We start from the raw sequence: 19,719 nt of genomic DNA, 5'->3' as shown, positions 1-19,719 counted from the left end.
CGGCCCTCCTCGCCAACCCGTGCCGGTGGCTCCACTGGGGACTGTCGGATATCCGCGATCGCCAACGCCGGCCCGGGTGGAGGATGTCGGACATCGATCTCGTCGCTAGGGTCCACGTGACAAGCGCCTGCCGGGGAAGGCGGTGATCGATGCGTTGCGTCACCTGTGGGGCCGACACCGATGCGGCGCTCCCCACCTGCCAACGGTGCGGTTCGGCCCTGCCCGGCGCCGCCGCGCCGCAGCAGGAGTCTCCGCCCCGCGCGTTCTCCATCGCGACCGAGCCGCCCGACCCGAGCACCGAACCGCCCAGCGCGACACCCCTCGCGACCGAAACGCCCAGCGCGACACCCCTCGCGACCGAACCGCCGGTAGCGTCGCCCGTCGTCGGCGGGGCCCTGGGCGCGATGTCGGGGGCGGCCCTGCCACCGCCGCTGTGGGACCTGCTGGTGTGCGCGGTGCTGTTCGCCGGCTGGGCGCTGGTGCTGCTGCTCGTCGCGCTCGCCCGGGGCGCCCAGGATCCGTCCGAGGTGCCGGGTCGACTGGCCCTGTGGCACTACGTGCTCGCCGCGCTCGCCGTGGCCATCTACCTGTTGACGGCCGTTCGGGGCGTACCCGAGTCACCTGGCTACCTGTGGGCGCGCGCGGCCCGGGGTGACGGCCGTGACGGTGACCTGAGGCGAGGGCTCCAGCTTGTGGTGCCCACGCTCGTGGTGACCGTCGCGGTGGCGCTCGTCGCGGGCATGACGGTGCCGCTGCCCGCCGCCGTCTCCGAAACGACGTCCACCTCGGCGACCCCGACCGCCGACGACGAGGTGCCCACCGAGACGCCGCCGACGCCCGACCCGGTCCCGACGACGACGCCCGGCCCGGAGACGCCGACACCGACGGTGAGCGACGATCCGGATGACCGGCGGCGCACGCAGGCCCAGGCGGTGGACGCGCTGCTGTCGGAGTCGATCGCCTCGCGCGGCGACCTGGCCATCGCCATCGCGGCCGTGGGAGAGTGCCGCGACCTGAACCGCTCGCTCGGTCTGTTGGACGGCGTGACACGTCAACGCCGCACCCAGCGTGACCAGGCCGAGGCGCTGGCCGTCGACGCGCTCACCGACGGGCCGGCGATGCGCTCCCACCTGGTCTCCGCCTTCACGTACGCCGGGGACGCCGACGCGGCCTACGCCGCCTGGACGCGACGCTCCATCAGCTCCGGCTGCTCGCTCGACGCCAACTGGCGGCGGGGCAACCAGCTCTCCGAACAGTCCCAGAAGGCCAAGAACGAGTTCCTGCGCCGGTGGAACCCGATCGCCACCTCATGCGGGTTGCCCACCCGCACCAGCAAGGAAATCTAGGGAGCCGGGAGATGACGACGTGACGGTGACCGAGGCGCCGCAGACCGACCACTTCGATTTCCCGTCGTACCAGGTGCCACCGCGGCTGTCCGACACCACCCGGCAGTTGTGTGGCGCGGCCTACCTCGACCAGGAGTACGCCGAGACGGTGATCAGAGAGGTGATCGAGGACGAGCGGCGTGCCGTCGCGCTCTCGTTCGGCTTCGACCTCAACGCGGTCGTCCGGCACTGCTTCCGGGCACAGCGCCGCTACCTGGTCCGCGACAGCATCCTGTTCGGGCTGCTCGTCATCGGTCTGCTGACCTCGATCACCGCGACCGTGGGTTGGGTGGTGCTCGGGATCATCGTGCTGCTGGCCCGGTCCCGGGAGTCGCGCCAGCTGTCCCTGCCCGTCCGCGTCCTGGTGTTCGGCACGCTGATCACCATCGTGTTGTGCAGTGGCGGCCTGGCGCTCGTGCTGCCTCTGTGGAGTGTGTCCAGCGGCCTCCAGCTCTTCGTCGGCTCCCTGCTGGGCACCGGCTCCGACCTCAGTCCCGACTCGCTGGTCGAGGCGCTGCAGGCCAGGATGGCAGCCGGCCTCTTCGGCTTCCTGGCCTGGATGCCCCTCCTGCTCGGCGTCGCCACGCTCACCGTCCTCGTCCGGTTCGAGCGCACCACCCACCAGATCCTGACCGACGAGCTGCGCCCCGGCGTCCCACCGGTCCTGCCGACCCTGCCCAACGAACGGGTGGCCCGCCGACTCGACCTGGTGGCCCGCGCCCAGTACGGCAACATCACCGTCCAGGAGCGGGACCCCTTCCTCGGCTGCGGTGCGGCGGAGCACGGCTGGTCGTACGCCATCCCGGTGCGGCCCGCCCCCGGCCGGGCCGGCGGCGCGGACGCCACGCCGATCGACCAGGCGGAGCTGGGGCCCGCGCTGACCGCGCACGTCCGGGCGGCGATCCGGCGGATGCGGGAGGATCCGCTGCCCCGCGCCGTCCGGGTGCCCGGGCTCTCCCTGGTGCCGCACATCGTCGCCGACGGGGTACGACGGCAGGGTGACCCGCTGCTCGACCCGGTGACCGGCATGCCGCGCAGCCGCGCCTCGGAAGAGGTGATCGACGTGATCGTCCGGCATCCGCAGGGCGGCCTGCGCTACTACGACCGGATCGTGGTCAGCGGTGCCGGCAAGCCCTTGCACACCGCCGACGGACGGCTCGTGCTGCCCGAGCAGAACCTCGGCATCGACATCTCCGCGTTCGTGCACGCCGCCGTCGAGGGCGGGTTGCTCTACGTCGAGTTCGTCACCACCGTGATGCCCCCCATCGAGGCCCGGTACGCGGTGGTCGATCGGCTGCGGCCCGAGCAGTCGATGGTCCGGATCGTGCGTGACGTGCTGGCGAACATGGTGACCGACTCGGTGCTCAGCGGCTGGCACCTCGTCAAGCGACTGCGGCACGATCGGGGTATGAAGACCCGGATGGACGACGCGCTCGCCGCGAGCGAGCAGTTCCGAACGCACGACTACGGCGCCCGGGTCAGTGTGCGTCAGCTCGTCGCCGAGCGGGCCGCGGTCAAGCACCTGCAACTGCTCGACGAGTGGAAGTACACCAAACTCCTGGAGCGGGCCGTGCTGGAGGCGGTCGTGTCGTTCCTGAGCGAGCGTGGCCTGGACACCGGCGATCTGGTGCAGCGCGCGTCCGAGGTCCAGAACATCTTCGGCAACGTCAACAACATCTTCGGCGGTCAGCAGGCGTTCGCCAGCTCCAATGTCACGTTCGAACAGCACACCTAGGAGGCCCTCGATGGCGGACCCGGATCAGCCGGCCCGGTCGATCGTTTTCCACAACACGATCCATGGTGGTCAACAAGCGATGGCCAGTGACAATGTCACGATGGTCCAGTACAACGGGACCAACGACCTCGCCGAGCGGTTCGACGCGCTGCTGCGCACCCTCAAGGAGCATGTCGCCGACTTCGAGGACCCGGATCGCGCCGGCCGCGAGGTGACCGCGATCGAGGTCGCCCGCGAGCAACGGCAGCCGGACCCCAAGCCGGTGCTGACGTCGTTGGAGACACTTGCCGCGCTGGCCACGGTCGGCGGCACGCTGGCGGATGCGGTCAGAGGCGCCATCGACATCGTCTCTGCGCACTGGCCACTCTGACCGGTACGGTGGGCAGAGCTCGCTGGCCCGACGGCACCAAGGGCGCCCGGGTCGGCGACGTCGACACCGTCGCGCACCGCCTCCGCGCGGTCGAGCCCCCTGCCGCCGCCGAGAATCCGCCAGCCTCCGTCGCGGCCTGGCTCGACGAATACCGACAGTCGTCTATGGACATACCGTCCTGTTAACGCTAACGTAGCCGACGACCGTCGATATCTGAGCGTAATCTGACCGTCACGAAGGTCCTGTCTTTGCTGGTCCCGGTTGTGCGGTCGACATCGTTCGCGGCGTGGGGCGGGTGGAGCGTGGCCGGCACGGGACGGCCCGAGATCACCACCGGGCGACCCGCGCCGAGGGCCGGACGATTCCAGGCAACGGCCACTTCATCGATCACCGTCGCGTCCCTGGGCAGGACCGTCGGCGCTGACCGGCAACCGTGACGCCACGTACCGAACCGCCTGGCCCGCCGACCACGCCGTCCCCGACCGCTCACCCCGACGCCGAGCGGCCTCGGCGTCGTCGTACGCGGCCGCAGACCGGGCCACGTCCCGCCGTCTCCCTGCTCAGAGTCCGGGCCCGAGCAGGGGGAACGGGCGGGACCTCGGCACATCGTCAATCTCTCACCGATGAGGAGAGCACGTGCGACTCACACAACCCCGGCACCGGCGGCCGGCGCTCATCGCCGCCGCCACACTCGTGCTCGTCGGCGCCGCCCTCACCCAGACCGGCGCCTCGGCTGCCGCCGCCGGATGCCAGGTCACCTACTCGGTCAGCTCCCAGTGGCAGGGCGGCTTCGGCGCCAACGTCACCATCACCAACCTGGGCGACGCCGTCAACGGATGGCGACTGACCTGGAACTTCGCCGCCGGCCAGACCGTCACCCAACTGTGGAACGGCAGCTACACCCAGGCGGGCAGCGAACTCACCGTCACCAATGCCCCCTACAACGCCAGCATTCCCACCAACGGCAGCACGAGCTTCGGCTTCAACGGCAGTTGGACCGGCAGCAACCCCGTACCGACCTCTTTCGCGCTGAACGGCACCCCCTGTACGGGAGGGGTGGACCCGACGACGCCGCCGCCGACCACTCCGCCGCCCACCACACAGCCGCCGACGACCCCGCCACCCACCACACCGCCGCCCACCACACCTCCGCCGAGCACGACCCTGCCCTGCGACATCTACACGGCCGGTGGCACACCCTGCGTCGCGGCGCACAGCACCACCCGCGCCCTGTACGCCTCCTACAACGGGTCGCTCTACCAGGTACGCCGATCCTCGGACAACAGCACCCGCAACATCGGGGTGCTCAGCACCGGAGGACGGGCCAACTCCGCCACCCAGGACAGCTTCTGCGCGAACACCACGTGCGTCATCACGGTCATCTACGACCAGTCCGGGCGCGGCAACAACCTCGGCTACCAGGGCGCGGGGGGCATCGGTGGCGCCGTGCAGCCCGCGGTGGCGACCAGGGAGTCGTTGACTGTCGGCGGCAACAAGGTCTACTCGCTCTACATCAACGGCAACAGCAGCTACTGGCGCGACGGGCACCTGACCGGCATCCCGACCGGGGCCGCGCCGGAGGGCATGTACATGGTGACCAGCGGGACCCACGTCAACAGCGGCTGCTGCTTCGACTACGGCAACAGTGAGACCACCCGTCGGGCCGACGGCCGGGGCACGATGGACGCCATCTACTTCGGAACGAGTTGCTGGTTCGGCGGTTGCTCCGGCAGCGGTCCCTGGGTGCAGGCCGACCTGGAGTGGGGCCTGTTCCCGGGCGGCAGCAGCTCGTGGAACCCGAACCAGCGGGCGTTCACCAGCAAGTTCGTCACCGCGACGTTGAAGAACAACGGCACGACGCGCTTCGCCATCAAGGGCAGCAACGCCCAGTCCGGCAACCTCTACACGCTCTGGGACGGCTCGCTGCCGTCGGGCTACAACCCGATGCGAAAGCAGGGCGCCATCATCCTGGGCAGTGGTGGCGACTGCTGCATCGACAACTCCAACCAGAGTGTCGGAACCTTCTACGAGGGCGCGATGGTGGCGGGTTACCCGTCCGACGCGACCGAGAACGCGGTGCAGGCGAACATCGTCGCCGCCGGCTACCGCTGAGGTCCCGCGGCCGCCACCCCCGCCTCGCGGCGTGTGGCGGCCGCGACCAATCCGCCACGCCGCGTGGCCCGGCCCGGGAAGGCTCCCGGGCCGGGGTGAGCCCGCGCGGCGACGCCAAGCGGCGGCAGGCATCATGTCGGCGTGAACTCAACCCTGGCCGCCCTGCTCGGCTCCGCGATCACCGCCTTCGCATCGCTGTTCGTGGTGTGGGTGCACAGTCGGATCAGGCGGCAGCAGCGCGAGCGGGCCGAGCTTCAGCGGGCGTACGTCCTGGTTCTGTCCGGCGCCCTACGCCTCGCCCACAAGGCCGAGGCGTTGCGGCAGACCGGGTACTGGCGGTCGGGCCTGCCGGAGGCGGGTAACGACCTGCTCGGAGGGCACAAGCCGGTGGGGCCGATGATGCTGCACGACTGGCTGGCCCGGGACATGGTCACGGTGGAGGCCGCCTGGTCGGAGATCTGGACGCGCGGGGACCAGGACGGCATCGCGCTGGCCAACGGGCTGATGACCGCGTTCCACGCGGTGCTGGCCGCCGCGCTGCGGGCCAGCGCAACGGAGCCGTTCGAGGCGTCCGACGACATGACGATCGCCAGCCGCCGCCTCGGCGAGGCACGTCGGCAGCTCGCCCTGCACGCCCGCCGGGTCGCCAAACTGGGCCCGCGAGACGTCGACCTGTTCACCGAGCGCGAGTACGGCGTACCGGTGGGCTGAGATCTCGTTCCGTTGCCGCGGTGGCTTGGGGCTGGGACAGAGGCTCCGGTCGCTCGGCGGGCGTGGGCAGGACCAGGTGGACGACCCCGAGCATCACTGCCGCCACCACACCGTCGAGCCAGTAGTGGTTGCCGGTGGCCACGACGACCAGCAGGGTGACGAGCGGGTGGGCCAACCACAGCCACCGGAGGCGCCCGCGGGTCACCGCGACGAGCGCGACGGCTACGGCCAGCGCCCACCCGACGTGCAGGGACGGCATGGCGGCGTACTGGTTGCTGAGGGTGTCGGTGTCGGGTGGACCGTAGACGGTGGGTCCGAACCGGCGGCCGGTGTCCACCAGACCCGTCAGCGCGGTCAGCCGGGGCGGCGCCAGCGGGACCAGGAGGTGCAGGGCCAGAGCCGCCGCGGTGAGACAGGCGAGCACGCGACGCGTCCACAGGTAGTGCGCCGGGTGTCGCAGATACAGCCAGCTGAGGGTGATCACCGTGGCGGGGAAGTGCACGTACGCGTAGTAGCCGTTGGCCAGGTGCGCCACCAGGTCGTGCGCGAGCAGCGGATGCTGGACGGCAGCCTCGTCGGGCAGGTGGAACAGCCGCTCGATGTGCCAGATCGACTCGCCGTTGGCCAGCGCGGTCGACACCCGACCGGCCACCGCCATCCGCGCCACCTTGTAGAGCAGGAACAGCGTGGCGACGAGCAGCAGCTCGCGCGCCGCGCGGCGGGCCGGGACGGCCCGCCGGCCGGGTGCCACCGGCTGCGGCACCGCCAGCTCGGCGATCTCCACAGGCGCCTCGATTCAGTCACTGTCGCCGGGTGGATCGGGCCGCCATCGTCTCGGAGACGGTGGCGGCCCGCTGCGGTCGGACGTCAGCGCCGCTCGGGCGCCCCCCTCGGCGCGGGGTCGACAAAGGCCTGGTCGAACGCGGGCGCACCGTCGACCGCGTCGGCGCCGACCGCCGTCGTCGTGGCGGCGTCCGGCAGGTCGAGGCTGGTCCGCAGGGTCACCGGCCGGAGCAGGAGCGCGGCGATGACACCGACCACCCCGATGGCGGCCGAGATGAGGAAGATGTGTCCGGTGGCGTCGCCGTACGCGGCTCGCACGATGTGCTGGATCCCGTCGGGCAGCGCGGTGATGTTGAGGTTGCTGTCGCCGCCGGCGCCGGAGGCGGGGATCCCGGCAGCGGTCAGGTCACGCGTGATCTGGTCGGTGACCCGGTGAGCGAGGACGGCGCCGAGCACCGAGACACCGATGGTGCCGCCGAGCGACCGGAAGAACGCGACGCTGGAGCTGGCCGCGCCGATGTCCTTGAGGGCCACCGTGTTCTGGACGGCCAGGACGAGGTTCTGCATGGTCATGCCGACGCCGGTGCCGACGATGAACATGGCGACGCCGACCAGGACGAGCGACGTCTCGTGGTCGATGGTGCCGAGCAGCGCGAACCCGGCGACCAGGATGATCGAACCGGCGACGATGTACGGCTTGATCCGCCCGGTCCGGGTGATCAGCCGCCCGGCGACGATCGAGGAGCCGAGGACGCCGGCCATCATCGGGATGGTGAGCAGGCCGGCCTCCGTCGGGCTGTAGCCGCGGCCGATCTGGAAGTACTGGCCGAGGAAGACCGCGCCGCCGAACATGGCCATGCCGACCGCGAGGCTGCCGAGGATGGCCAGCGCGGTGGTGTGCTGGCGCACGATGCCGAGCGGGACCACCGGCTCGGCCGCCCGCGACTCCACCCAGACCGCGAGCGCGAGCAGGAGGAGAGCGCCGCCCACCATCACCCCGGTCTGCCAGGAGACCCACGCGAACGACCCGTCGACGAAGGAGATCCAGATCAGCAGCACGCTGACGCCGGCGGCGATCAGGGTGGCGCCCAGGTAGTCGATCTTGACGTTCTCCCGCCGCAGCGTCGGCAGGTGCAGGGTCGCCTGGAGCAGGATCAGCGCGATGGCGGCGACCGGCACGCCCACGAAGAAGCACCAGCGCCAGCCCAGCCAGGACGTGTCGACGATGAGGCCGCCGAGCAGCGGGCCGCCGACGGTCGCGACCGCCATGACACCGCCGAGGTAGCCGTTGTAGCGACCCCGCTCACGCGGCGGGATCATGGCGGCGATCGCCACCTGGACGAGGGCCTGCAGACCGCCGACCCCGATGCCCTGGAACGCGCGGGCCGCGATGAGCTGCCCCGCGCTCTGCGAGAAGCCGGCGATGACGGAGCCCAGCAGGAAGACCACGATGGCGATCTGGATGAGGAGCTTCTTGTTGAACAGGTCAGCAAGCTTGCCCCAGATCGGGGTGGTGGCGGTCGCGGTGAGCAGGGTCGCGGTGACCACCCAGGTGTACTGGTTCTGGGAGCCGTTCAACGATCCGATGATCTTGGGAAGCGCGGTCGAGACGACAGTGCTGCTCAACATCGCGACGAAGAGCACCAGCAGCAGACCGCTGAGCGCCTCGAGCGTCTGTCGATGGGTCATCGGCTCGGTGCCGGCCGTGGTGGTGGGTGCGCTCATCGCGCGGCCTCCAGCTTGTCGTGGTTGACGAGGGCGACGTCGAACAGGGCTGCGCGGCGAGCGCCGTGGGTTTTCGAACCCGCGCATTCGCGCAGCTGAGTTGGTTGCCTCACGCAAGCATCTACCGATCTTGCCCAGTCGGCAAGTTTGCGCATTGAGAAGCCGGTCACTCGACGTACGCTGAGCGCGATGGACGAGATCACCGGCCTACGGGAACGCAAGAAGGCGGCCACCCGCCTCGCCCTGCACGAGTCCGCCCTGCGCCTCGCGGCGGAGCAGGGCCCCGACGGCGTGACCGTCGAGGCGATCGCCGACGCCGCGAACGTCTCCCGGCGGACGTTCTCGAACTACTTCTCCAGCAAGGAGGAGGCGCTCTTTCACGGCGACACGGTGCGCCTGCGCCGGCTGTTGCAGTTGGTGCACGAGCGGCCGGACAGCGAGCCGCCGTGGACCGCGCTGAGCCGGGCGGCCGAACACGTGACCAGGGAATCATCGGATGATCGCGACCACAGCTGGCTGACCCGACGCCGGCAGCTGCGCGGGCACCCCGGCCTGGCCGCGCACCAGGTGGCGGCGTACACCGCGATCGAGCGCGAGCTGGCCGCGGAGCTTGCGCACCGGCTCACCGGCGCGGCGGTGGAGCTGCGCTCCCGTCTGCTGACCGCGACGTTCCTGGCCGCCCTGCGCATCGCCACCCAGCACTGGATCGACCACCCGGGCGACGACCTGCTGGAGATCGTTCGCACCGCGCTCGCCGAGGTCGCTCCCCCGTCGGCCGCCGCACCGGCAGACGACTCGACGACCTGACCATCGAGAGGTGTACGACCCGACACGGCGTGCGCCGGCCCGCCGCCAGCGAGCGCCGCAGCGGAACGACTGCGGGCCCCGCCGCGCCGGTCACCACTGCTCGCGGCGGTGGTGGCCGGCGGACGAGGCCCGCCCTGGACGGGGTCAGCGGTAACCGGCGGTCACCACATTGGCCTGCACCGCGTTCTCGGTCGCGTCGGACGGATAACCGGCGACCATGGCCCCCTCGTAGAAGGTGCCGGCGCTCAGGTTCGCACCCCCGTCGGGCTTGCAGCAGTCACCGCCACTGCCCAGGATGATCGCGCCCTGCTTCTTCATCGGGCTGTATCCCGGCGGGAGCGAGCCGTCCCACAGCGTGTAGAGGCTGCCGGACTGGGCGTCGCTGCCCTTGATGGCGAAGCGGGACGTGCCGTTGTTCTTGAGCGTCGCCGTGACGAACTTGCTGGTGAACGCCCGCTGGTTCGGGTTCCACGAGCTGCTGCCACCGGGGAACAGACCCCACTCCAGGTCGGCCTGCACCCAGGGACCGCTGCCGGAGCAACCGCCGAACCAGCACTGCTTGCCGAAGTTGATGGCGTCCATCGCGCCGGCGGCGTCGGCCTTGCGCGTCGTCTCGCTGTTGCCGTAGTCGAAGCAGCAGCCGCTGTTGACGTGGGTCCCGCTGGTCACCATGTACATGCCCTCGGGCGCCGCGCCGGTCGGCACGCCGGTCAGGTGTCCGTCGCGCCAGTAGCTGTTGCCGGGGTTGATGTAGAGCGAGTACGCCTTGGCGCCGCCGACCGTCAGGGACTCCGAGGTCGCGGTCGCCGGCCTGCTCTGCGGCGAGCCCGGAACCACGCTGGACCCCTGGTACCAGAGGTCGTTTCCGCGCCCGGACTGGTCGAAGACGACGGTGATCACGCAGGTCGTGCCGGAGCAGAACGAGTCCTGCGTCGCCGCGTTGGCGGTGCCGCCCGTGCCGGTCAGGCCGATGTTGCGGGTGGTGTTGTCCGACGAGCGCCGGACCTGGTAGAGGTTGCCGGCGTACGTCGCGTAGAGGGCTCGCGTCGTGCTGTGGGCCGCCACGCACGGGGTGCCGCCGGAGGCGTAGATGTCGCACGGGCGCGCGCCGCTCGGCGGCGGGGTCGTCGGCGGGGTGGTGGTCGGCGGGGTCGTGGTCGGCGGGGTAATCGGCGAGGCCCACTGTTGGTTGGCGCCGCCGTTGCAGGCCCAGAGGATCAGTTTGGTGCCGTTCGCGGTGGCCGCGCCGTTGGCGTCCAGGCACAGCCCGGACTGCACACCGGTGATGGTGCCGTTGCTGTTGACGTTCCACTGCTGGTTGGTCTGGCCGTTGCAGTCCCAGATGATCGCCGCGGTGCCGTTGGTGGTGCCTCGGCCGGAGGCGTCCAGACACTTGTTGCCGTACACCGTGAGCTGCTTGCTCGACGTCCAGGTCCAGGTCTGGCCGGCCGCGCCGTTGCAGTCCCACAGTTGGGTCTGGGTGCCGTTGGTGGTGCTGGAGTTGGGGACCTCGACGCATCGACCGGACGGGACGCCGACGATTGTGGTGCTCTGCCCGGGCGAGATGGCGGCGGCCGCCAGCGGCGCGGCGGCGGCCTCGGCGGCGGACGATCCGGCGCCGGCCGTCGCACCGACGGTGACGAGGACGAGGACGCCGGCCACTGCGCTGGCCAGGACGGCCAGGCGTGGGAGGCGACGTCTCGGGATGGGATCGCGGGCCATACCTGGCCCGGCGGGGGACGGGGTTCGCACGAGGTGGCTCCTCGGAGTCGTAACGGCGTGGAGGTGCCGACGCCGCAGGTGGTGGTGGCGGGGGCGGCCGAATCGATTCGCGGCAATCGTAGGATCAATTTTCGATGAGTGTCAATGAAAGCCCGCTCGGCGGGAGTCCGGCGGTGGCCGCCCGTGCCGACGGCCACCGCCTGACCTCTTCCGCGACGCCTACCGCCCCCAGATCCGCCAGGTCTGGTTCAGCGGACTGCCCTGGCTGACCGCGTTGCAGGGCCACTGCAGGACCGTCGCGCGGGCCGCCGTGGAGACCCCGTTGACGTCGACACACTTGCCGCTGTGCCGGGCGACGAGCTGGTAGTCGTGCGAGTCGTTACCGGAGTAGGTCACCTTCCGGAGGGTGAACTGCTGGTTGGCCCCGTTCTGGCAGGTCCACTGGGTCACGGCGGCGCCGTTGGCGGTGGAGGCGCCGCTGACGTCGAGGCACTTGCCGCTCTGCTGGTTGACCACTGTGTAGGTGTCGGCCACGCCGGCGACCGGCCGGAAGTTCCAGAGCTGCTGGTCACCGCCCTCGCAGTAGAACTGCTGCTGGACGTTGCCGTCGGCGGTGCTCAGGCCGGTGTTGTCCAGGCACTGCTGGGAGTGCTGAGCCACCGCCACCGACTGTAAACCCGCTTCGGAGGGCGGCAGCAGGGTCACCGTGTACGTGTCGTTCTGGTTGCCGTACGGCAGGGTCACCGTGGCGTTGTTGTTGGACACGGTGACGACGCTGTTCGAGACCGTGATCGGCCCCTGCACCGCGCCGCCGTTGTTGTACGGGATGCGCTGTGTGAGCACCCGCACCTGGTTGTTCTGCACCACGCCACTTGTCGTGTCGAGGCGTTGCAGGTTGACCGCCAGGTTCCCGGTCGTCCGACCACCACCGACCAGGACCTTCGCCACCCCGCTCGCCTTCGTGGCGTACGCGTCGTACGACTGGCTGCCGGTCACCGAGACGATCTGGCCGGCCTGGGAGGCGTAGTAGCGGTAGACCCACCACTCGCCCTTGGGCTGGTGCTGGCCGGCCGAGTTGCGGATCAGCAGGTTGCCGAGGTCGTTGTGCAGGTTGCCGGCGCTGGCCCAGTTGGCCCGCAGACCGTCCGCGCCGGCCCGCTCCAGGCGCGCGATGTACCAGGCGCCGTCGGCCGGGTTCTGCTCGTTGGACGCCCCGTACTCGTTGATCTGGTAGGGACGCGGATGCGCGATGCCGCGCGGATCGAGCGTGGCGTTGGCGGCGGCGACGTTGGCGACCGGGTCGCCGGGCAGCGAGTGCCAGCTGATGATGTCCGGCACCGTGTTGGTCGAGCGCACGAAGTCCAGGTACTGGTTCCAGAACGCGTGGTTGGTCGACGGCACGCAGGCGCAGCTCGGCCCGACGATGAGCTGGTTGGGGAACTCCGTCCGGAGGCGCTGGTACGTGCGCCGCCAGAGTTCGAGGTACTGGGAGATCGGCCGGTTCCAGAAGATGGTGATGTTGGGTTCGTTCCAGATGTCCCACTGCACCGACAGTCCGGACGCCCGGACGTCGCTGATCACCCGGGTCAGGAAGTTGTCGTAGTCGGTCCAGTTGCCGTTGTCGCCGGGGAAGCGGGAGATGCCGGCGCCGTCGGCGCCCCAGAGATCGTGCGGCAGCAGGATGAACTGCCCGCCCAGGGCGACGGTCCGACGGGCCTGGGCGACGGTGGCGTTCCAGCGGCGGTCGTAGTTTCCACCAACCCAGCCGCTGCCGGGCAGTTGCGCGCCACCCGCGCGCATGTAGCGGAAGTTGACGTCGCGGTAGAAGTGGTCGGGCGGGCCGCTGACGTTCTCGGTCATGCCGTAGATCCAGCCGGACGCGCGGTAGGTCGGCGTGCCGGTCGTCGTGGCGAAGTTGACGCTTATCGACTCGTCGGCGGCCTGGGCCGGGGACGCGGCGACGGTGACGGCGGTGGTTGCGGCGAGCAGGCCGACGACGAGTCGGGCGACGAGCGCGTGGGCTCGCCCCGACCTGCTGCGGGACGGGGTTTTCACGGGCGGCTCCTTGGTGGGGCGCGGGGGACGCTCTCCGGAGGGCTGCGCTTGCGAATCGATTCGCACGGATCGTAGGTCGGGGACTCATCCGTGTCAATGAAATGACGATCGCGTGAAGTCGGTGTTTCCCAGCAGCACCTCCCTGGACGCCCACCAACCCTTGACCAGCACGCATGAGCGGTCCTATCTTCGTGCGAACCGTTTCGTCGAATCGGTTCGCCTCATGGTCGGACGTGGTCCGGCCCGCGACGGTCAACCCACGACACCCCACCTGACGATCGACTTGAAGTGAGGCAGCACATGACACGACTGAACCGGCGGCGGCGCCTCGCCGCCGTCGCCGTGATAGCGCTCGCCGCGGTGACGGCCAGCGCCTGCTCGTCGTCGTCCGGCGACTCCGACGGCGGCGGCGGCGCGTACCTCGTCTGGGACCCGTATCCGCAGTTCGCCGACGACTCCGACTGGGTCGCCCTGCTCAAGAAGTGCGGAACCTCAGCCGGCGTGACTGTCGAGCGGACCGGCTACGACACCACCGACCTCACCAACAAGGCGCTGCTCGCCGCCCAGCAGGGCAACTCGCCGGACGTGCTGATCGTCGACAACCCGGTCATCTCGACACTGGCCGAGGCCGGCGCGCTCACCACCACCGAAGAGAACAAGCTGGACGTGTCGAGCATGGCGGCGAACCTGCTCGGCGCCGGCCAGAACGCGGGCAAGACGTACGGGGTGCCGATCGGGGCCAACACCCTCGCGCTCTACTACAACAAGGACCTGCTGACCGCCGCCGGCGTCGACCCGGCCGCGGTCAAGGACTGGACGTCACTGACCGCGGCGCTGACGAAGGTCAAGGCCAAGGGCAAGAAGGGCATCACCTTCTCCGCGATCGGCACCGAGGAGGGCAGCTTCCAGTTCCTGCCCTGGTTCTGGGGATCGGGCGCCCAGCTGACCAGCCTGGACTCGCCACAGGCGGTGTCCGCGCTGACCCTCTGGACGGACTGGCTGGGGCAGGGCTACGCCCCGAACTCCGTCATCAACAACACCCAGACCACGAGTTGGCAGGAGTTCGCCACCGGCGACTTCGCGTTCGCCGAGAACGGCACCTGGCAGCTGGCAAACGCGGAGAAGCTGGGCTTCTCGTACGGCACCATCGCGATCCCGGCCAGCGCCGGCGGGCCGGCCCCGGCGCCGACCGGTGGCGAGTTCGTCTCGATCCCGGTGCAGAAAAAGACCGACCGGTACGCGACGTCGCAGAAGCTCGTCACCTGCCTCACCAGCGCCGACAATCTCCTCACCACCGACACCACGCTCTCCTACGTCGCGCCCGTCGCCGCCGTACAGGACCGGCAGGCAACCGAGAACCCCAAGCTCAAGGTCTGGGTGGAGGCCGTCCGGGCCGCGAAGGGCCGCACCGGTGACAACCTCGGCACGAAGTACCCGAAGATCTCCGAACCACTGTGGACCGCCGTGCAGGCAGCCCTGAGCGGCGGGAAGTCGCCGCAGGCGGCGCTGACCGCCGCGCAGGCCTCGGCCACGAGCAAGTAAGCGCGCCGAACCGACACGATGACCCCCACGACGCGGATTTCCACCATCACGCGAGGCCACGGTGGGGCGGCTCAGGCCGCCCCACCCGGGCCCCCCGCGCCTCGAAGCCGCCGGCCCGGACGATGGCTGGCGTGGGGCTTCCTGGCGCCGACGGTCGTCTACCTGCTGGCCTTCTACGCCTACCCGCTCTACCGCAACGTCGAGCTGAGCCTGCGCGAGTACACCGTCCGCTCGTTCGTGCAGGGCGGCGCACCCTTCGCCGGCCTGGACAACTACCGCACCGTCCTGGCCGACCCGGCGTTCTGGCCGACGTTGGCGCACACAGTGGTCTTCACCGGCGCGTCGCTCGTCTTCCAGTTCACCATCGGCATGGCCCTGGCCGTCTTCTTCCGCCAGCACTTCCCGCTGTCGGGCACCCTGCGGGCGCTGATCCTCGTACCGTGGCTGCTGCCGCTGATCGTGTCGGCCTCGACCTGGTCGTGGCTGCTCAACAGCGACTCGGGGTTGGTCAACGCCGCGTTGGGCGTCGTCGGGATCGATCCGGTCAACTGGCTCACCTCGCCGACCTGGTCGCTCACCTCGGTGATCATCGCGAACGTCTGGATCGGCATCCCGTTCAACCTGGTGGTGCTCTACAGCGGCCTGTCGGCGATCCCGGTCGAGGTGTACGAGGCATCCGCGCTCGACGGCGCTACCGGCTGGCAACGGTTCTGGTCGATCACGTTCCCGCTGTTGCGCCCGGTCTCCGCGATCACGCTGCTGCTGGGGCTGATCTACACGCTGAAGGTCTTCGACATCATCTGGATCATGACCAGGGGTGGCCCGACCGGTTCCTCCGCCACGCTCGCCACCTGGTCGTACCGCCTCGGCTTCGGCAACCTGCTGCCCGAGTTCGGTCCGGGCGCGGCCGTCGGCAACCTGCTCATCGTGATGGCCCTGGTCGCCGGGCTCGTCTACATCCGGTCCCAACGGAGGCAGCACCTACGATGATCACGTCACCGCGTCGCGTCTGGTGGAAGACCGGAGTCGGTCTGGTGCTGACCGGGCTGATGCTCTTCCCCGTCTACTGGATGATCAACGTTTCGTTCACCCGGGACCAGGACATGCGGGCCAGTCCGCCGCACCTGTTCCCGACCGACGGCACGCTGGACGGCTACCGGGCCGTCCTCGACCAGCAACTGCCGTACCTCGGCACCAGCTTCCTCGTCGGGCTCGGCACGGTGGCGCTGACCGTGGCGCTCGCCGCCCCCGCCGGGTACGCGCTGGCGAAGCTGCGGCCACCCGGCGGCCCGGCGCTGAGCTTCCTGCTGCTGATCGCCCAGATGATCCCGGGAATCATCATGGCGATGGGCTTCTACGCCATCTACCTGACCCTCGGGGTCCTCAACACGCTGCCGGGCCTGATCCTGGCCGACACGACGCTCGCGGTGCCGTTCGCCGTACTGATCTTCACGGCCTTCATGTCCGGCATCCCCGACGAGCTGCTCCAGGCGGCCGTGGTCGACGGCGCGGGACGGCTGCGGACCTTCTGGTCGATCGTGCTGCCGGTCAGCCGCAACTCGATCGTCACGGTGTCGCTCTTCGCGTTCCTGTGGTCCTGGTCGGACTTCATCTTCGCCTCGACCCTGGCCGGCGGCGGCGACCACCAGCCGATCACCCTCGGCATCTACCACTACATCGGCAACAACAACCAGCAGTGGAACGCCATCATGGCCACCGCCGTCGTCGCCTCGATCCCCGCCGCCGTGCTGCTGATCCTGGCGCAGCGGTACGTCTCGATGGGCGTGACCGCCGGCGCCGTCAAGGACTGACCATCCGCGGCGGTCGAGGACTGACCACCCGCACCACAGAAAGGCACCCGCCACCCATGACCGCCGCCCCGTCCGGTCCGGAGTTCGCCATCCAGGACATCCCGTTCAGCTACCGAGGGTCCTGGTTCAACATCTCCCCGGTGGTAGCCGAGAAGACGTACGCCGACGACCTGCACCTGGTGTCGCACCAGACCGGGCTGCACCCGGTGCTGCGCCTCTCCCCCACGGCCGCGGGCACCACGGTCGTGGCCACGCCCGCGCTGCTGACCTGGCGTGCCGGTCCCGGTCGGATCGAGGCCGTCTACGACGCACCCGACACCCTGCGGATCCGGGGCCGGCACCTCGGCCTGCGGATCGCCGCGGCCGCGGGCACCCTCACCCCGTTCAGCGGCACCTACCTCTACCTCGACCCGGTCGACGGCTCACACGTCTTCACCTCGTACGAGACCGGGCGCCGCTACCGGATCACGGTGCTCTCCGGCGCGCTGCGCCGCGCCGACGGCGTCGAGGCGCTCGGCACCGCCGAGCGCTGCCTGGACCTCCCCGGCGACCAACCCTGGGAGATCGCCATCGAGGAGTACGCCACCGCCCGCCGGCCGTACGCCGCCGCCGTCCCCTTCGACCAGGTGTGCCGCGACCGCAGCGCCGAGTTCGCCGCGTTCGTCGACGCCGTCGCGCCGTGGCGCGGCGCGGACACCCCGGCCGCCGAACTGGCCGCGTACGTACTGTGGTCCGCCACCGTCGCCCCGGCGGGCTTCGTCACCCGGCCCGCCGTCCTGATGTCCAAGCACTGGATGGACAAGGTGTGGAGCTGGGACCACTGCTTCAACGCGATCGCGCTCGCGGCCGGTGAGCCGGAGCTGGCCTGGCACCAGTTCCACCTGCCCTTCGACCACCAGGACGGCGCGGGAGCCCTGCCCGACTCGGTCACCCACTCGGAGGTCCTGCACAACTACGTCAAGCCCCCCATCCACGGCTGGGCCCTGCGCCACCTGCGCCGACGCCTCCCTGCGCCACCGGACCGGGCGGCGCTCGCGCAGACGTACGACCGGCTGGCCCGTTGGACCGGGTTCTGGCTCGACGCGCGCCGCGCGCCCGGCCACGACCTGCCGCATTACCAGCACGGCAACGACAGCGGCTGGGACAACGCCACCACGTTCGACGGAGGCCGGGTCGTGCAGACCGCCGACCTGGCCGCGTTCCTGGTCTCCCAGCTGCGGTGCCTGGCCGACCTCGCCACCGAGCTGGGCGAACCCGCCGACCGGTGGTCCCGGGAGGCCGACCGGATCCGCACGGCCATGATCGGGCAGCTGTGGGACGGCGAACGCTTCACCGCCCGCAGCCCGCACACCGGGCAGCGGCGGACGAGCCGCAGCCTGCTCGACCTGATGCCCGTCGCTCTCGGCGCCGACCTGCCCGCTTCGATCGCCGACGCGCTAGCCCGGGGCGTCGAGACCCACCTCACCACGCACGGGCTGGCCACCGAACCGACGGACTCGGCCCACTACCTCGCCGACGGCTACTGGCGGGGCCCGATCTGGGCGCCCTCCACCGTGCTGGTCGAGGACGGTCTGCGGCGGGCCGGGCACACCGGGATCGCCGATGACATCAGCCAGCGCTTCCTCGCGCTGTGCGAGAAGTCCGGTTTCGCGGAGAACTTCGACGCCGAGACCGGCGCCGGACTGCGGGATCGCGCGTACACCTGGACGGCCAGCAGCTACCTCATCCTGGCGGCCGCCCAGGAGGAGCGCCGAGCCGCGCGGCGGTAGCCGGTCAGCGCGGGCCCCGCCGACTGCCGGGGCCCGCGCGCCGGTGGAGGATCAGTGGGTCCGGACCGGGCCGGTGCTGGACCGCAGCGAGATGGGCGGGCTGTAGAGGCGATGCCGCGGCACGCTGCCGGGGGCCGCGATGATCTCCAGCAGCAGCGACACCGCCTCGGCGCCCATGTCCCGCATGGGCACGTCCGCGGCGGTCAGCGGCGGGCGGAAATCCTCCGCCCAGTGCTGGGCGGCGACCCCGGTGACGGAGAAGTCGGCCGGCACGGACAGCCCGGCGCTTGTCAACGCACGCTGCATCCCGGGCAGCGCCGCCTCGTTGATGGTGGCCACCGCCGTGACGTCCGGATGTGTCCCGAGCAACTGCTCCACGCACGCCTCACCGGAGGCCGTGTCGTCGCCGCAGCAGACGTCCACGCCGACCAGACCCCGTTCCGCCACCGCCGCCTGGAAACCGGCCAACGCGCGATGGCTGGGCCCGTAACCCGCCGCCACCAGCTCGGCGGAGCGGTTGACAAGCGCCACGTGTCGATGCCCCAGATCGGCCAGGTGGTGCACGCAGCGCGCGATCAGCCCGGCGTAGTCGATGTCGACCCAGCTCATGCCGTGCGCCTCGGCCGTCCGACCGATCGTGACGAACGGCAGGCCCGTTCTGGCCAGCCGCGTGACCCGGTCGTCCTCCAACCGGATCTCCATGAGGACCACGCCGTCCACCCGACGCCCGGTGACGATCCGCTCGAACGACCGGTCGTGGTCGCCTCCGGACGGGGACAGCAGCACATCCAGGTCGTGGCGGGCGGCGGCCTCGACGACGCTGGCGACGAAGCCCAACTGCATGTCGGTCAACCGCTGGCTCGCCGGTGGGATCACCAGCCCGAGGGTGCGGGTACGCCCCTCCTTCAGGGCGCGGGCGCTGGCGTTCGGCCGGTAGTCCAGCTCGTCGATGACCGCCTGGATCCGCTGCCGGGTCGCCTCCGAGACGGTCCGCTTGCCGCTCAGCACGTACGACACGGTGCTGCGGGACACCCCCGCCCGCCGGGCGATCTCTCCGATGTTCATACGCCGCCCTCGAATCGATTCCTGCCCCGACGGGGACGCGCCCAGCTCCGGTTCCGAGCATAAGCGCTCCGCACCGGCACCCGGCTGCCCCGCCCGGCCCGAGTGACCGGGTCGGCCCGCCCGTCCG

General features: G+C 70.6%; 15 protein-coding genes. 10 read left to right on the top strand and 5 right to left on the bottom strand.

The genetic code is table 11. The features are described from left to right. Positions 1-149 precede the first annotated feature (149 nt). The 5 genes from ACGGAQ_RS07990 to ACGGAQ_RS07970 all read left to right on the top strand — a co-directional run bounded on the left by ACGGAQ_RS07990 (position 150) and on the right by ACGGAQ_RS07970 (position 6,313). Positions 150-1,346: a hypothetical protein gene (locus ACGGAQ_RS07990; protein ID WP_393045781.1), complete on the top strand. Its 1,197-nt coding sequence runs from the start codon at positions 150-152 to the stop codon at positions 1,344-1,346. A 19-nt stretch (positions 1,347-1,365) separates the two neighbouring features. Beyond that, positions 1,366-3,120: a hypothetical protein gene (locus tag ACGGAQ_RS07985; protein ID WP_393045779.1), complete on the top strand. Its 1,755-nt coding sequence runs from the start codon at positions 1,366-1,368 to the stop codon at positions 3,118-3,120. A gap of 10 nt (positions 3,121-3,130) precedes the next feature. Further along, a complete protein-coding gene (locus ACGGAQ_RS07980; RefSeq protein ID WP_393045777.1) occupies positions 3,131-3,490 on the top strand; it encodes a hypothetical protein in 360 nt (119 codons plus the stop codon). Between the two features lie 636 nt (positions 3,491-4,126). Continuing rightward, positions 4,127-5,602 (top strand): arabinofuranosidase catalytic domain-containing protein, encoded by a 1,476-nt coding sequence (locus ACGGAQ_RS07975; protein WP_393045775.1) that lies wholly within the window; start codon positions 4,127-4,129, stop codon positions 5,600-5,602. Between the two features lie 141 nt (positions 5,603-5,743). Beyond that, positions 5,744-6,313, top strand: coding sequence for a hypothetical protein (locus ACGGAQ_RS07970; RefSeq protein WP_393045773.1), 570 nt, complete (start codon positions 5,744-5,746; stop codon positions 6,311-6,313). On the opposite strand, the gene ACGGAQ_RS07965 is transcribed toward ACGGAQ_RS07970, so the two are convergent. Both ACGGAQ_RS07965 and ACGGAQ_RS07960 read right to left on the bottom strand, forming a co-directional pair. Beyond that, on the bottom strand, positions 6,279-7,097 hold the full coding sequence (locus tag ACGGAQ_RS07965; protein ID WP_393045771.1) for a phosphatase PAP2 family protein: 819 nt from the start codon (positions 7,095-7,097) through the stop codon (positions 6,279-6,281). The genes ACGGAQ_RS07970 and ACGGAQ_RS07965 overlap by 35 nt on opposite strands. Positions 7,098-7,180: 83 nt before the next feature. After that, entirely contained in the window at positions 7,181-8,821 is a 1,641-nt protein-coding gene (locus tag ACGGAQ_RS07960) for an MDR family MFS transporter (RefSeq protein WP_393045769.1), read from the bottom strand. A gap of 189 nt (positions 8,822-9,010) precedes the next feature. Between ACGGAQ_RS07960 and ACGGAQ_RS07955 the strand changes: the two genes are divergently transcribed. Next, on the top strand, positions 9,011-9,628 hold the full coding sequence (locus ACGGAQ_RS07955) for a TetR/AcrR family transcriptional regulator (protein ID WP_393045767.1): 618 nt from the start codon (positions 9,011-9,013) through the stop codon (positions 9,626-9,628). A gap of 144 nt (positions 9,629-9,772) precedes the next feature. On the opposite strand, the gene ACGGAQ_RS07950 is transcribed toward ACGGAQ_RS07955, so the two are convergent. After that, positions 9,773-11,380, bottom strand: coding sequence for an arabinofuranosidase catalytic domain-containing protein (locus ACGGAQ_RS07950; protein WP_393045765.1), 1,608 nt, complete (start codon positions 11,378-11,380; stop codon positions 9,773-9,775). A gap of 189 nt (positions 11,381-11,569) precedes the next feature. After that, positions 11,570-13,405: an RICIN domain-containing protein gene (locus ACGGAQ_RS07945; RefSeq protein ID WP_393045763.1), complete on the bottom strand. Its 1,836-nt coding sequence runs from the start codon at positions 13,403-13,405 to the stop codon at positions 11,570-11,572. Positions 13,406-13,705: 300 nt separating this feature from the next. Between ACGGAQ_RS07945 and ACGGAQ_RS07940 the strand changes: the two genes are divergently transcribed. Genes ACGGAQ_RS07940 through ACGGAQ_RS07925 form a run of 4 tightly spaced genes read left to right on the top strand, consistent with a single transcriptional unit; the run spans position 13,706 to position 18,527 of the window. After that, entirely contained in the window at positions 13,706-14,947 is a 1,242-nt protein-coding gene (locus ACGGAQ_RS07940; RefSeq protein WP_393045761.1) for an extracellular solute-binding protein, read from the top strand. An 18-nt stretch (positions 14,948-14,965) separates the two neighbouring features. Continuing rightward, positions 14,966-15,937, top strand: coding sequence for a carbohydrate ABC transporter permease (locus tag ACGGAQ_RS07935; RefSeq protein WP_393045759.1), 972 nt, complete (start codon positions 14,966-14,968; stop codon positions 15,935-15,937). Then, positions 15,934-16,758, top strand: coding sequence for a carbohydrate ABC transporter permease (locus tag ACGGAQ_RS07930; protein WP_393045757.1), 825 nt, complete (start codon positions 15,934-15,936; stop codon positions 16,756-16,758). The genes ACGGAQ_RS07935 and ACGGAQ_RS07930 overlap by 4 nt, the downstream gene beginning before the upstream one ends. Positions 16,759-16,814: 56 nt before the next feature. After that, positions 16,815-18,527: an amylo-alpha-1,6-glucosidase gene (locus tag ACGGAQ_RS07925; protein WP_393045755.1), complete on the top strand. Its 1,713-nt coding sequence runs from the start codon at positions 16,815-16,817 to the stop codon at positions 18,525-18,527. A 51-nt stretch (positions 18,528-18,578) separates the two neighbouring features. Here ACGGAQ_RS07925 and ACGGAQ_RS07920 read toward each other — a convergent pair whose 3' ends face one another. Next, the gene (locus ACGGAQ_RS07920) at positions 18,579-19,592 is read right to left on the bottom strand and encodes a LacI family DNA-binding transcriptional regulator (protein WP_354856189.1); all 1,014 of its coding nucleotides are present in this window, start codon (positions 19,590-19,592) and stop codon (positions 18,579-18,581) included. Positions 19,593-19,719 lie beyond the last annotated feature (127 nt).

This window comes from Micromonospora sp. NPDC047557, assembly GCF_043205095.1.
GTDB lineage: Bacteria > Actinomycetota > Actinomycetes > Mycobacteriales > Micromonosporaceae > Micromonospora.
Note: the sequence above shows the minus strand (reverse complement) of the source record. Positions and strands in the feature narration are given on the sequence as shown.